The organism is Spirillospora sp. NPDC048911, from assembly GCF_043198015.1.
Classification (GTDB): domain Bacteria; phylum Actinomycetota; class Actinomycetes; order Streptosporangiales; family Streptosporangiaceae; genus Spirillospora.
In genome coordinates this window covers 706,096-718,857 of the sequence record NZ_JBICUD010000003.1, presented here as the reverse complement: position 1 = coordinate 718,857, position 12,762 = coordinate 706,096, and the positions used below count along the sequence as shown (strand labels likewise).

Sequence of the window (12,762 nt, the reverse complement as noted above, 5' to 3'; positions counted from 1 at the left end):
GAACTAATTCTACATGTATAGTAGGTTTTTCTGTGCTCGGGTGCCGGCGGTTCATTGGCGGCTGAGGGCTCGGGTGATGCCTGCGGCGATGGTGGTGGCGAGGATCCAGCCGGTGACGATGAGCGTGTACGAGAGCCACTGGTAGGCGTTCTTGGGCTTGAACGCCTTTTCCTGGCCGAAGTCGATGATCGGCAGGAGAAGGTCGAGGGTGTAGAAGACCGGGTTGAAGTCGGGGGCCTCGCCAGGCTTGAGCGGGGCGGGGTGGTGCAGGGCGTAGGCGACGGAGCCGACGAGCATCAGCGTGAGGAGCCAGGCGGCCGCGCGCATGGGGCGATAGCCGTAGCCGACCGTGACGTCCTGCAGGTAGCCCCAGAGCTTGAGGTGCCAGCGGAGGGTCCTGCGGCGGCGACGCTGTTTGGCCAGCTGGACGGTGCGTGCGGCGTCGTCATCGCCGACGCGGCGGTAGGAAAGGGCGAGCTGCTCATAGCTGTGCGGGACGTAGCCGTCCTCTTCACGTTCCAGGAGCTTCAAGCGTTCCTCTGGGGGCAGGTGGGGGTCGAGCGTCCCGTAGGTGAGCCCGTCAAGGCGCACTGAGCCGGGCCACGTGTCCGGTGTGATGTGCAGTACCTCGAACCGTGAACGGCGCAGTGTGACACGGCCCTCGATCGGGGCCACTTCGCGGAGCCAGAACTCGCTGGCGACGATGCTGCTGGCTCGCAACACCATGTCGCCGGGATTGGCGAGCTTGGCGTGCGCGAAGTTCATCTGCCCGGCCACGCAGAGGCCGCGGAAGTTGAGACGGCCGACCGCGTGCAGCCGGGTGGCGCTCAGGTCGTTGCCGACATCGAGCGTCTTGGCGTTCAGCACGGTGGCGCCGGGATGCCGGAGCACGGCGTTGTCAATGATCAGGCTGCCCGTGATGGACGCGCCGTTCAGCCGGATTCCCCCGTGGACGATGAGCCCCGGCGCGGCGACGTCGTTCTCGATGGTGGCGTGGTTGAGCTGGAGCACATGATTCTTGGGAGAGCCGGCATCGCCGATGTGCGCTCCGTCGAGGAACAGCGCGCCTGCGAAGCGGGCGCCGCCGAGGCGCAGGCTTCCGGGCACGCGGCAGTCGGAGAAGTGCACGATGCGGGCGACGCTGAGGGCGGTTCCCTCCAGGCCGGGGAAGTAGGAGCGCGACAGGCTGAGCTGGCGGATCTCCGCTCCGTAGATCATCAGCTCGGACTCGAAGTGGCACGCGTGGAACCGGATCGCGTACGGGATGTCGGCGTTGTGCAGGTTGAGCGTGCCGGTGACGCGTGCGCCCGTCACCCGTAGCGCCGCGATCTCGCCGTCCGCGGGCCGGCCACTGAGCAGGAGCGCCCGCAGGACCTCCGCGCGGACGGTCCGTTCCGGCCCCCAGGAGCCGCCGTGTTCGGCGTGCTCGTCCCCGGGCCGGCTGAAGTCGATCGTCTCGCCGCGCGGGAACGCCCACCACACGCGGCGTTCGGCGGGTGTCAGGTTGGCGATCTCCACGGCCGGGACGATCTCGTGACGGCGCTCGCACTGTCAACAGGTGATTGGCTGGTCACGCTCCGTGCCACAGGCGGACGCGCTGTGACCCCATGCTCCGGGTGTGTGATCGAACGCAAGTTACCTCCGCGTAGCCCGTGGATCTACCTGTTCGAAGCATGTAGAACGTGTTTCAGTCCTGTGAGAGTGAGGTAGATCACATGGGTGACAGTACCGCGCATAGCAGTGGTACAGCGGCCGTCTCGCGCCGTGGATTCATCGCTGGAACTGGTTCTATCTTGGGTGCGGTGGCACTGGGCCTCCGCGCCACCCCGGCCGCCGCGGCGGCGCCGATCGGCAACGGGGTCCACGTCCCGGCGCTCGTGGTCGGCACCGGGTACGGCGGCTCCGTGGCCGCCCTGCGCCTGGCCCAGGCGGGCGTGGACGTCTACATGATCGAGATGGGCATGGCCTGGGACACCCCGGGCTCCGACGGCAAGATCTTCTGTCCCACGAACGCCCCCGACTACCGGGCCTACTGGCTGCGGACCAGGACCAAGCAGCCGCTCAGCAACTTCCTCGGCTTCCCGATCGACAAGGACGTCCCGAAGTACACCGGGATCCTGGACGCCGAGGACTTCAGCGGCATCACCGTCTACCAGGGCCGCGGCGTCGGCGGCGGCTCGCTCGTCAACGGCGGCATGGCCGTCACCCCCAAGCGCGAGAACTTCGGCGCGATCCTCCCATCGGTGAACGCCGACGAGATGTACAACACCTACTACCCGCGCGCCAACTCCGGGCTCGGGGTCGGCACCATCGACCCGGCCTGGTTCGACACCACCGACTGCTACCAGTTCGCCAGGGTCGGACGTAAGCACGCGCAGCGCTCGGGCTTCCCGTTCGTCTTCGTCCCCGACGTGTACGACTGGGACTACATGAAGCGGGAGGCGGCCGGAACGGCCACCAGATCGGCGCTGGCCGCCGAAATCCTTTACGGCAACAACTACGGCAAGAAGACCCTGCAGCAGACGTACCTGGCCCGTGCGAAGGCCACCGGCAAGGTCAACATCTCGCCGCAGCACCGGGTCACCTCGGTCTCGCCGAAGAGCGGCGGCGGCTTCACGGTCGTCATCGAGCAGATCGACACCACCGGCGCCGTCACGACCACCAAGACCGTCACCGCGGACAGGGTGTTCTTCGCGGCGGGCAGCGTCGGCACCAGCAAGCTGCTGGTCAAGCTGAAGGCCGCCGGTGCGCTGCCCAACCTCAACGGTGAGGTCGGCAAGGGCTGGGGTGACAACGGCAACGTCATGTGTGGCCGCGCCAACCACCTGTGGGACCCGACAGGGGCCCTGCAATCGACCATCCCGTGCTCCGGCATCGACAACTGGGCCGCGGGCGGTGCGTTCGCCGAGGTCGCGCCGCTGCCCACCGGCATCGAGACGTACGCCTCGTTCTACCTGTCCATCACCAAGAACCCGAACCGCGGGCAGTTCTCCTGGAACAGCGGGACGGGCAAGGTCGACCTCAACTGGCAGACCGCCTGGAAGCAGCCGGCCATCGACATGGCCAAGACGATCTTCGACAAGATCAATTCAAAGGAGGGGACGATCTACCGGACCGACCTCTTCGGCACCTACAAGATCTGGGGCGACCACCTCACGTACCACCCCCTCGGCGGGGCGGTGCTGAACAAGGCCACCGACAACTACGGCCGCCTCCACGGCCACCCGGGCCTGTACGTCATCGACGGCGCCCTGATCCCCGGCAACACCAGCGTCAATCCGTTCGTCACCATCACGGCGCTCGCCGAACGGAACATCGAAAAGATCATCGCGGCCGATCTGTAGCCCTGATCCGATGTGGCAGTCGGCCACGGGCGCGTGTGGCCGACTCTTCCGCGGGAAACCGCTTTCTCACGCGTGCACGCTGCTCCCCGGCCCCTCCTCGTCATCGGCGTGATCGAGGTCGAGATACTCGTCCTCCGGCCAGAGGCTGTCGGCCAGCCACGCCAGATACTCCTCGTCGCCGGGATCGAGCTCGGCCGTCATCGACTCGGGATGGCCGCCGTCATCCGTGCCGGCGCCCCCGGTCTCCGCGGCGTCGCGCCGCGCAGTCAGGGCAGGTCGGAGCAGCCGCCGCACGCACATGACGAACAGGCCGGCGAACATGCAGAGGATCAGAGCTGAGATCACGCCTCGCCGTCCCTCCCGCGATCGATTTTCATAAGGACCTTGCGTAATGGGCAAACTAGCTGAACGCTACTCGTGGGGTCTATTGGACACGTGTGCGACATGCGGCGCGCGGGTGATATCGGTCCAAAGGTTTACCGCGGACGGGGGTGCGCGACGATGATCGGCGACCACGAACGTGCGCTGGCCAGGCGGGTCTGGGACTATCTCGTCCACCTCACCCCGCTGACGCGGAGTGACTGCGTCTTGACCCTCGGATGTCACGATCCCCGCGTGGCCGAGCACGCCGCCCGGCTCTGGCACGAGGGCTGGGCGCCCCTGATCGTGATCTCCGGCGGCCGCGGCAAGGTCACCTCCGCCTGGCCCGAGACAGAGGCCCAGGTCTTCGCCCAGGTCATGCGCGCGAAAGGCGTACCCGCCACCGCCCTCCTCCTAGAAGAGACCGCGACCAATACCGGCGCCAACATCACCGCCACAAGAAAACTCCTAGCCGAACGCAACCTCAACATCACGAGGGCCATCCTCGTCGCGAAGCCCTACATGACACGCCGCAGCCTGGCCACGGCCCAACGTCAGTGGCCGGACGTCGAATGGCTTACCTCAGCGCCCGAAGCAAGCTACGACGACCTCGCCACCGTGAACGAGTGCCAGCTCATCGAACTCATGGTCGGCGATCTCCAGCGCATGGTCGTCTACGCCGAGACGGGCTTCCAGATGCCCGTGCCGATGGACCCCGGAGCCTGGGCCGCCCACGAGGAACTCGCCGCGCTCGGCTTCGACCGCTACCTGGCCAAAAATGTCAGAGGCGCCCCGTAGCTTGGACTTAAGGCAGAACACCACACCGCCGGAGGAAAAGGAGCACGTCATGGCTCCGATGACCACCTCGGACCTGGCACAGGTGCTGTACACCACGAGGCTGCAGGCCTCTGACCACCCCACGGCCGCCCTGGTGCGCGCCGCCATCACCGACCGCCTGCGCGTCGTCGACGCCCTCAGATGCGCCGCGTACGTGGCGCAGGAGGCAGGCGACCACCCCGACGAATACGCCACCCGCATGCGCTGGGCGCTGGCGACCGTCTCCAACGCCTACGCCTTCTCCCGCACCCCCACGCCCTTCCAGACCCGACCTCCCTGTCACCAAGCCGCCGCCTGACCCGTGGCGCCGTGAGCGCCCAGAGACCGGGTCCGGTTGTTGAGGTGCGGCGGCATCGCGGGTGGCTGGTTCGGTGGTTGAGATCTGGTGGGAGTAGGGCACAATCGGGCCATGGGAACGACGCAAGCGTTCACTTACTGCCGGATCTGCGAGCCGTTGTGCGGGCTCACGGCGACCGTCGAGGACGGTGCGGTGCTCCAGATCCGGCCTGACCGGGAGCATCCGCTGTCCAAGGGTTTCGCGTGCCCCAAGGGCATCGCGATGGCCGAGGTCCAGAACGATCCCGACCGGGTGCTCTATCCGCTGCGGCGGCGGGCGGACGGGGAGTTCGAGCGGGTGAGCTGGGACGTGGCGCTCGCCGAGATCGCGGCGCGGCTCAACGGGATTCGTAAGGCTCATGGCGGCGGGGCGATCGGGTGGTATTTCGGCAATCCCGCCACGTTCTCCTACAGCCACCCCCTCTGGACGAGCGCCTTCATGGGCGCGCTGGGGTCGCGGCACTTCTATTCGGCCGGGTCGCAGGACGTCAACAACCGGTTCGCGGCCAGCGCGCTGCTGTACGGGTCGCCGGTGCTGGTCCCGATCCCCGATCTGAAGCGCACCGAGCTCCTGGTGATGCTGGGCGCGAATCCGCTGGTCTCGCACGGCAGCCTGGTGACGGCCCCGCGGATCAAGGAGGATCTCGCCGCGATCGTGCGCCGGGGCGGGCGGGTGGTGGTGGTCGATCCGCGGCGGACGGAGACGGCGGCGGCGTTCGAGCACCTGCCGGTGGCGCCCGACGGTGACGCCTGGCTGCTGGTGTCGGTGCTGAACGTGATCTTTGACGAGGGGCTGGAGGATCGCGGGGCGTGCGGCCTGGCTTCGGGGGTGGAGCGGCTGCGGGAGGCGGTGCGGGGATTTCCGCCGGAGGAGACGGCACCGCGCAGCGGGGTGGCGGCGGAGGACGTACGGGCCCTGGCGCGGGCGCTGGCGGCCTCTGAGCGCCCCGTGGTGTACGGGCGGACTGGAACGTGCCTCGGCCGGTACGGGACGCTCACGGCCTTTCTGATCGACGCGGTGACGCTGGTGGCCGGAGGCCTGGACCGAGCGGGTGGCGCGATCTTCGGGGCGTCGCCGATCCGGATCGATGAGATCGCCAAGCGGTCGGGGCTCGCCACGTACGGCACGACCCGGTCGCGCGTCGGCGGTTACCCGGACGTGCTCGGCACGTTCCCGGCCGGGGTGATGGCCGGGGAGATCACGACGCCGGGCCCCGGGCAGCTGCGGGCGCTCATCGTCTCGGCGGGCAATCCGCTCAGCTCCGTGCCCGGCAGCGCTGCTCTCGGGGACGCCCTGGAGCAGCTCGACCTGCTGGTCTGCATCGACCTGTACGTGTCGGACACCGGACGCAAGGCCGACTACATCCTGCCCGCCACCACGTTCCTCGAACGTGAAGACCTCCCGCTGCCCTTCCTTCAGAACCACCTCACCCCGTACGTCACGTGGACCGAGGCCGTCGTGCCGCCGCGCGGCGAGGCACGGCAGGAGTGGGAGATCATCGACGCCTTCGCCCGCCGGATGAGGCTCCCGCTCGGCTCGTTCGGGGCGCAGCGCCTGGCGTACCGGCTGGGCGTGCGACCCTCACCGCGCACGATGGCGGACGCGCTGCTGCGCACCGGCCCGCACGGCGACTGGTACGGGCTGCGCCGCGGCGGGCTCAGCCTGCGCAAGCTGCGCGCCAACCCGCATGGCGTCGTGCTCGGAGACCATCAGCGCACCGGCACGCTGCGCCGCCGGATCCTGCACAAGGACAAGAAGGTGCACCTCGCGCCGCCGGAGATCCTCGCCGAGATCGAACGGCTGGCCGCGGCGCCCGAGCCTCCCGCCGGGTATCCGCTGCGGCTGATCGGGATGCGGGAACTGCGTTCGCACAACTCCTGGATGCACAACGCCCCGGGCCTCATGCGCGGCAAGCGCCGGCACGCGGCGCGGGTCAATCCCAAGGACGCGGCCGAGTACGGGCTCCAGGACGGGGCGCCGTGCCGCGTCACGTCGGAGCACGGCTCGGTCGTCCTGCCCGTCACGGTCACCGACGAGATGACGCCGGGCACGATCGCGGTCCCGCACGGCTGGGGGCACGAGGGCGGCTGGCAGGTGGCCAACGCGGCCGGGGGAGTGAACGTGAACCTGCTCGCCTCCGCGGACCCCTCCGACCTCGAACCTCTCGCCGGGATGGCCCACCTCAACGGCGTCCCAGTGAAGATCGCCCCCGCTTGATGGCATGGGGCGTGCCTGCCTGGCGGTGTGGATCGTGCCCGCTCGGCGGCGTGAGATCGCCCCTGGCTCACAGCATGGATCGCGTCCGCTCGGCGGCGTGGGTCGTGCCCGTCTAGCGGTGTGGGTTGCGCCTGCCTGGCGGCGTGAGATCGCGTCCGCTTGGCGGTGTGGATCGTGCCGGGTGTGGGGGCTGATGGCCAGGCGGGGGAGGGTCAGGCGGCGGAGGGGGTGGTGGGGCGGTGCGGGGCGACGATCTGTCCGTCGGGCAGCAGTTCGCCGGTGTCGTCGAAGACCACGATGCCGTTGCACAGCAGGCTCCAGCCCTGTTCCGGATGGCTGGCCACCATGCGTGCCGCTTCGCGGTTGGGGCAGTCTGACGCAGGACAGGCCGGCTCGTGGGAGCAGACCGAACTGTCTGGGATGGGCACCGATACCTCCACGGACGTCCTGTGATTTAGGACATACCACAGCCTGCATTCGGCTACCCGAAATATGCAAGGAATCGCCCGAAACTTTACGTTCGGGGTGTGGCGATCAGCGCAGGAGGTCGTCGTCCGCCTCGTCGCCCCGGTCGACGTCCAGCCCGACCACCGAGGTGCAGCCGGTGCAGAGCCACTCCGCGATCACGGCCTCGGAGTTGGTCCCGTGGGTCCGGTAGGGCTGCTCGACCTGCCGCCGCCGCATCCCGTGCCCGCACGAGGAGTGCAGCAGGCGGCCGCATTGCGGGCACGGCCACACGTCCTCACGGCGCCGGCGGCACTGCGGGCAGGGCGGCGCCTCGGTCAGGTCCGGCGCCTCGAGCGTGCCGAGCTCGCCCCGCCACTCGATCTCGAGCTCCAGATACTCGTCGGCCGGCCAGTGGTGATCGGCCAGCCAGGCCAGGTACTCCTCCGCGCCGGGCTCCAGCACGGCGGTGAGCGATTCGGGGTGTGCGAGACCGGTGGACATGGTGGGAGCGGTCGCGTCCAAGGGGGCCCGCGGAGTCCGGGGGGAGCCTCCGCGACCGCGCCGCCCGGCGGCCAGCAGCGCCAGCAGACCGATGAGGGCGGCCGCTATGAAGCCCGTAGCCGTGGCCATCGTGGCGTCCTTTCATGATCTCGTTGCGAGGGGAGACCGATCATGAATTCACTTCACAAAACGCTGAGAAACTACCGGAAAGGCCCCTAACGGAAAAGTCGATCAGAAAAGAATCTTTGGTACGGACGTGCGGCGGGAGTCGTCCGAAACCCGCGCGTCACCGCCGCCGACCGCCTGCCCTTGTGCGGAATCGGCGGTTCGATCAGCGGCCGGCCGGCCCGGCGCCGCGACGAAATTTCTCCCTCCGCGAAATCCATGCGATCAGCCGCCGAACCTGATCCTTCCCCATCGTCCTTAAGTCCGCTTTCGCTGCCGCTTGTTGTGATCGTGACTGTTGTTCCGGACGGCCGGACGGTCGCCGGCGCGCACGACGACGACGGAGGGAACGCGCAATGGCTCTCAACGGACGGACGAGGATCGCGATCGTGGTGGCCGGGATCGCCGGAGCGGCGGGCCTCGCCGCGGGAGGCACCGCGCTCGCCGATCCGGGCGGCGGAGGCCGCGTCGAGCTGCAGATCGTCGGTGACGAGACGCCCGGCGGCGGCGCCGGGACGGACGCGACGGGCGGCACCGGAGCGGACGCCGACGGGCACGACTGCCCCGGGCGCGGCGGCGGCGCGGGCTCCGGCGGCCAGGCGGCGGACACCCGATGACCTCGCCCCACCCCGCGGCCGAGGGCGTGCTCGCCGAGCGCGCCCTCTTCGAGGTCAAACGCGTCATCGTCGGCCAGGACCGCATGATCGAGCGCCTCCTCGTGGCGGTCCTGGCCGGCGGGCACTGCCTGCTGGAGGGCGTGCCGGGGGTCGCCAAGACGCTCGCCGCCGAAACGCTCGCGACGGTGGTCGGCGGCTCGTTCGCGCGGCTCCAGTTCACCCCGGACCTGGTGCCGTCGGACATCGTGGGCACCCGCATCTACCGGCCCTCGACCGAGCGGTTCGACATCGAGCTCGGCCCCGTGATGGCCAACATCGTGCTCGCGGACGAGATCAACCGCGCGCCGGCCAAGGTGCAGTCGGCGCTCCTGGAGGTCATGGCGGAGCGTCAGGTCAGCATCGGCGGTCGCACGTTCCCGGTGCCGGCGCCCTTCCTCGTCCTCGCCACCCAGAACCCGATCGAGTCCGAGGGCGTCTACCAGCTGCCCGAGGCCCAGCGCGACCGGTTCCTGATGAAGATCGACGTCGGCTACCCGACGGAGGCCGAGGAGCTGTCGATCCTCTACCGGATGAGCGTGCACCCGCCGACGCCCGCGCGGATCCTCGACACCGACCGGGTGACGGAACTCCGGCGGGCCGCGGAACGGGTCTTCGTGCACGACGAGGTCGCGCGGTACGCCGTGCGCCTGGTCGCCGCGACCCGCGATCCCCTCGCCTACGGGATCGCCGACGTGACCCGGCTGATCTCCTACGGCGCCAGCCCGCGGGCGACCCTCGGCCTGGTGGCGGCCGGGCGGGCGCTCGCCCTGCTGCGCGGCCGCGACCACATGCTGCCCGCGGACGTGCGCGATCTCGCCGCGGACGTGATGGCGCACCGGCTCGTCCTCTCGTTCGACGCGCTCGCCGACGGGATCGCACCCCGCGCGATCATCGGCACGGTCGTCGACGCCCTCCCGCTCCCCAAGATCGCCCCGCGCGACGACGACAACGGCGCCGGTGCCCACGACCCGGACGATCTCGCCGCCGCGTCCCGTCATGACGGGACGGGCGCCATCGGCGGCTCCGGGGAACGTGATCTCGGCGGGCCGGCGCGGCGGGACGGGGGTGCGGCCGCGTGACGACGCCCGACCTGCGCGAGCTCGCGCCCGAACAGGCTCTCCGGCGCCTGGAGCTGGTCATCATGCGGCGGCTGGACGGGCTGCTGCAGGGCGAGCACCTGGGCCTGCTGCCCGGGCCGGGGAGCGAGGCCGCCGAAGGCCGCGAGTACCTGCCCGGCGACGACGTCCGGACGATGGACTGGAACCTCACGGCCCGGACCACCGTGCCCCACGTCCGTGACCGCGTCGCCGACCGGGAACTGGAGACCTGGCTCCTCGTCGACGCCACGGCCAGCATGGACTTCGGCACCGGCCGGGTCGAGAAGCGCGATCTGGCGGTCTACGCCGTCGCCGCGGTCGCCTACCTCACCGAACGGAGCGGTAACCGCGTCGGCGCCCAGATCCTGCACGGCACCGGGCTCCGGCACGTCCCCGCGCGCACCGGACGGCCGCACCTGCTCGGCCTGCTGCGGTCGCTGCTGGAGGTGCCGCGCAACCGCCCCGGCGGCCACGGCGCGCCGTCCCTCGGCGCGGGCGCCGACCTCCTGCTGCGGACGACGGCGCGCCGCCGGGGCCTCGCCGTGGTGGTCTCCGACTTCCTGGAGACGGTCGAGTCGTGGGAACGGCCGCTGCGCCTGCTGGCCCGGCACCATCAGATGCTGGCCGTCGAGGTCGTCGACCCGCGCGAGCTGTCGCTCCCCGACGTCGGGCTCCTCACGGTGGTCGATCCGGAGACGGGCCGCCGCAGGGAGATCCCGACCGCGAGCCGCCGCCTGCGGGAACGGTACGCGGTCGCCGCGGCCGAGCAGCGCGCGGCGATCTCGGCCGCGCTGCGCCGGTCCGGGGCGGCCCATCTGCGGCTCCGCACGGACGGCGACTGGATGCGCGACATCGTCCGCCACGTCCAGACCCAGCGGCGACTGGCCGCCGCGGCGCCCAAGCCCCCGCCGGGAGGCGCGGCATGAGCAGCCTGAGCTTCCTAGCTCCCTTCCGGCTCTCCTTCCTGCTCGCGCTGCTGCTCTTCCTTGGCGTGTACGTGGTGATGCAGGTGCGGCGGAGCCGGTACGCGGTCCGCTTCACCAATCTCGCCCTCCTGGAGAAGGTCGCCCCGGCACGCCCGGGCTGGCGCCGGCATCTGCCCGCCGCCGCGTTCCTGCTCATGCTCGGCCTGTTCGTCACCGGCTTCGCCCGGCCCGCGGCCGATGTCCGGGTCCCGCGCGAGCAGGCGACGATCATGGTGGCGGTGGACGTGTCGTCGTCGATGGAGGCGACCGACGTCGAGCCCGACCGGCTCATGGCCGCCAAGCGCGCCGCCCGCTCGTTCGTCGACGGGCTGCCCGCGCGCTTCAACGTCGGCCTCGTCGCGTTCTCGGGCACCGCGTCGGTGACCGTGGCGCCGACCACCGACCGGGCGGCCATGCGCGCCGGCGTGGACCGGCTGGCGCTCGGCCCGCGGACCGCGATCGGCGAGGGCGTGATCGCCTCGCTGGAGGCGATCGCGGGCTTCGGCGCGCAGTTCGGCGAGGGGGCGCCGCCGGGACGCGTCGTCCTGCTCTCCGACGGCACCAACACGGCCGGGCGCAGCCCTGTCGAGGCGGCCCGCCGGGCGGCCGACGCGCGGGTGCCCGTCTCGACCATCGCCTACGGCACCCCGGAGGGCGTGATCTACCAGAACGGGAGGCCCATCAGGGTGCCCGTGGACGGGCCCGCGCTGGAGAGCCTCGCCGAGGCCACCGGCGGCCGCTTCTACGAGGCCGCCACCGGGACCGAACTGCGCCAGGTCTACCAGGACATCGGCAGCAGCATCGGCTACCGGATCGAGCAGCGCGAGGTGTGGGCGTGGTTCGTCGCGGCGGGCCTGATCCTCGCCTGCGCCACCGCCGGGACCTCGTTGCTGTGGTTCTCCCGCCTTCCGTAGTGAACGTTTCTAAGGAGCCCGCATGAACCACCGAGCCGGTTCGTCCGACGGAAGGTTCGGACTCGGAGAGCCGCGCGGCCCGGACTTCGTCCCCCCAACGCCGCCCCCGATCTGGCCCGCCACCACGCCGGCGCCAGCCCCGCCTGCCCAGGCAACGGCGCCGGCACGGAACGCCTCCCGCATCGTCGTCGCGGCGATCTTGGCCGCCGCGCTGACAGGGGGGCTGGCCGGAGCCGCCGCCGGCCACCTCACCGGCGACCGCGACGCGGCACCGCTCGCGCAGTCCACCGCGGGCCCGGCGAACGGCGCGGGCGACCTCAGCGACGTCGCCGCCCGCGTCCAGCCGAGTGTCGTGTCGATCGAGGTCAGTTCCGGCACCTCGCACGGGACCGGCTCCGGCTTCGTCATCGACCGCGCCGGCCACGTCCTCACCAACGCCCACGTCGTCGACGGCGGCGGGACCGTGACCGTGGTGCTCGCCGACCGGCGCCGCGCCGGCGCACGCCTGCTCGGCGCCGACCGGGCGAACGACCTGGCGGTGCTCTCGATCGACGCGTCCGGCAGCCCGCCGCCGCTGACCTTCGGCCGGTCCGCCGACGTCCGCGTCGGCGACCCGGTCCTGGCGCTGGGCTCCCCGCTCGGCCTCGCCGGGACGGTCACGTCCGGCATCGTCAGCGCGCTCAGCCGCGAGGTCCGCCTCGGCGACGGCGACCGGCGGACGGCACTGCAGACCGACGCCTCGATCAACCCCGGCAACTCCGGCGGGCCGCTGATCAACGCGCGCGGCGAGGTCGTCGGGGTCAACACCGCGATCGCCACCCTGAGCCGCGGCGGGGGCGGCGGGTCCATCGGCATCGGCTTCGCGATCCCCGTCGACCGCGCGGTCGACGGCGCCCAGCGGATCATCCGCTGATGCCCCCAT

General features: G+C 70.8%; 13 protein-coding genes. 9 read left to right on the top strand and 4 right to left on the bottom strand.

The genetic code is table 11. The annotated features are described in order from the left end of the window. Window positions 1-51: 51 nt before the first annotated feature. On the bottom strand, window positions 52-1,518 hold the full coding sequence (locus tag ACGFNU_RS17290; RefSeq protein WP_392594583.1) for a hypothetical protein: 1,467 nt from the start codon (window positions 1,516-1,518) through the stop codon (window positions 52-54). A 284-nt stretch (window positions 1,519-1,802) separates the two neighbouring features. Here ACGFNU_RS17290 and ACGFNU_RS17285 point away from each other — a divergent pair, with 284 nt between their 5' ends. Continuing rightward, window positions 1,803-3,344, top strand: a complete 1,542-nt coding sequence (locus ACGFNU_RS17285; RefSeq protein WP_392594582.1) for a GMC oxidoreductase — start codon at window positions 1,803-1,805, stop codon at window positions 3,342-3,344. Window positions 3,345-3,410: 66 nt separating this feature from the next. Here the strand turns inward: ACGFNU_RS17285 and ACGFNU_RS17280 are convergent, their stop codons facing one another. Continuing rightward, window positions 3,411-3,689 (bottom strand): hypothetical protein, encoded by a 279-nt coding sequence (locus tag ACGFNU_RS17280; protein ID WP_392594581.1) that lies wholly within the window; start codon window positions 3,687-3,689, stop codon window positions 3,411-3,413. Between the two features lie 156 nt (window positions 3,690-3,845). Here ACGFNU_RS17280 and ACGFNU_RS17275 point away from each other — a divergent pair, with 156 nt between their 5' ends. The 3 genes from ACGFNU_RS17275 to ACGFNU_RS17265 all read left to right on the top strand — a co-directional run bounded on the left by ACGFNU_RS17275 (window position 3,846) and on the right by ACGFNU_RS17265 (window position 7,095). Then, the gene (locus tag ACGFNU_RS17275) at window positions 3,846-4,502 is read left to right on the top strand and encodes a YdcF family protein (protein WP_392594579.1); all 657 of its coding nucleotides are present in this window, start codon (window positions 3,846-3,848) and stop codon (window positions 4,500-4,502) included. A 49-nt stretch (window positions 4,503-4,551) separates the two neighbouring features. Next, window positions 4,552-4,839: a hypothetical protein gene (locus ACGFNU_RS17270; RefSeq protein ID WP_392594577.1), complete on the top strand. Its 288-nt coding sequence runs from the start codon at window positions 4,552-4,554 to the stop codon at window positions 4,837-4,839. 111 nt (window positions 4,840-4,950) lie between these two features. Next, the gene (locus ACGFNU_RS17265; protein ID WP_392594575.1) at window positions 4,951-7,095 is read left to right on the top strand and encodes a molybdopterin-dependent oxidoreductase; all 2,145 of its coding nucleotides are present in this window, start codon (window positions 4,951-4,953) and stop codon (window positions 7,093-7,095) included. Between the two features lie 212 nt (window positions 7,096-7,307). On the opposite strand, the gene ACGFNU_RS17260 is transcribed toward ACGFNU_RS17265, so the two are convergent. Both ACGFNU_RS17260 and ACGFNU_RS17255 read right to left on the bottom strand, forming a co-directional pair. Then, entirely contained in the window at window positions 7,308-7,517 is a 210-nt protein-coding gene (locus ACGFNU_RS17260; RefSeq protein ID WP_392594923.1) for a DUF5999 family protein, read from the bottom strand. Between the two features lie 112 nt (window positions 7,518-7,629). Then, the gene (locus ACGFNU_RS17255) at window positions 7,630-8,172 is read right to left on the bottom strand and encodes a hypothetical protein (protein WP_392594573.1); all 543 of its coding nucleotides are present in this window, start codon (window positions 8,170-8,172) and stop codon (window positions 7,630-7,632) included. Window positions 8,173-8,564: 392 nt separating this feature from the next. Between ACGFNU_RS17255 and ACGFNU_RS17250 the strand changes: the two genes are divergently transcribed. From ACGFNU_RS17250 to ACGFNU_RS17230, 5 genes are read left to right on the top strand one after another with little or no spacing between them, the layout of a single operon-like run. Then, complete coding sequence (locus ACGFNU_RS17250; RefSeq protein ID WP_392594571.1) at window positions 8,565-8,825, top strand: hypothetical protein; 261 nt, start codon at window positions 8,565-8,567, stop codon at window positions 8,823-8,825. Further along, on the top strand, window positions 8,822-9,943 hold the full coding sequence (locus ACGFNU_RS17245; protein ID WP_392594570.1) for an AAA family ATPase: 1,122 nt from the start codon (window positions 8,822-8,824) through the stop codon (window positions 9,941-9,943). The genes ACGFNU_RS17250 and ACGFNU_RS17245 overlap by 4 nt, the downstream gene beginning before the upstream one ends. Further along, the gene (locus ACGFNU_RS17240; protein WP_392594568.1) at window positions 9,940-10,887 is read left to right on the top strand and encodes a DUF58 domain-containing protein; all 948 of its coding nucleotides are present in this window, start codon (window positions 9,940-9,942) and stop codon (window positions 10,885-10,887) included. The genes ACGFNU_RS17245 and ACGFNU_RS17240 overlap by 4 nt, the downstream gene beginning before the upstream one ends. Next, entirely contained in the window at window positions 10,884-11,840 is a 957-nt protein-coding gene (locus ACGFNU_RS17235) for a VWA domain-containing protein (RefSeq protein ID WP_392594566.1), read from the top strand. The genes ACGFNU_RS17240 and ACGFNU_RS17235 overlap by 4 nt, the downstream gene beginning before the upstream one ends. A 22-nt stretch (window positions 11,841-11,862) precedes the next feature. Continuing rightward, window positions 11,863-12,753, top strand: coding sequence for a S1C family serine protease (locus tag ACGFNU_RS17230; RefSeq protein ID WP_392594564.1), 891 nt, complete (start codon window positions 11,863-11,865; stop codon window positions 12,751-12,753). The last annotated feature ends 9 nt before the right edge of the window (window positions 12,754-12,762 follow it).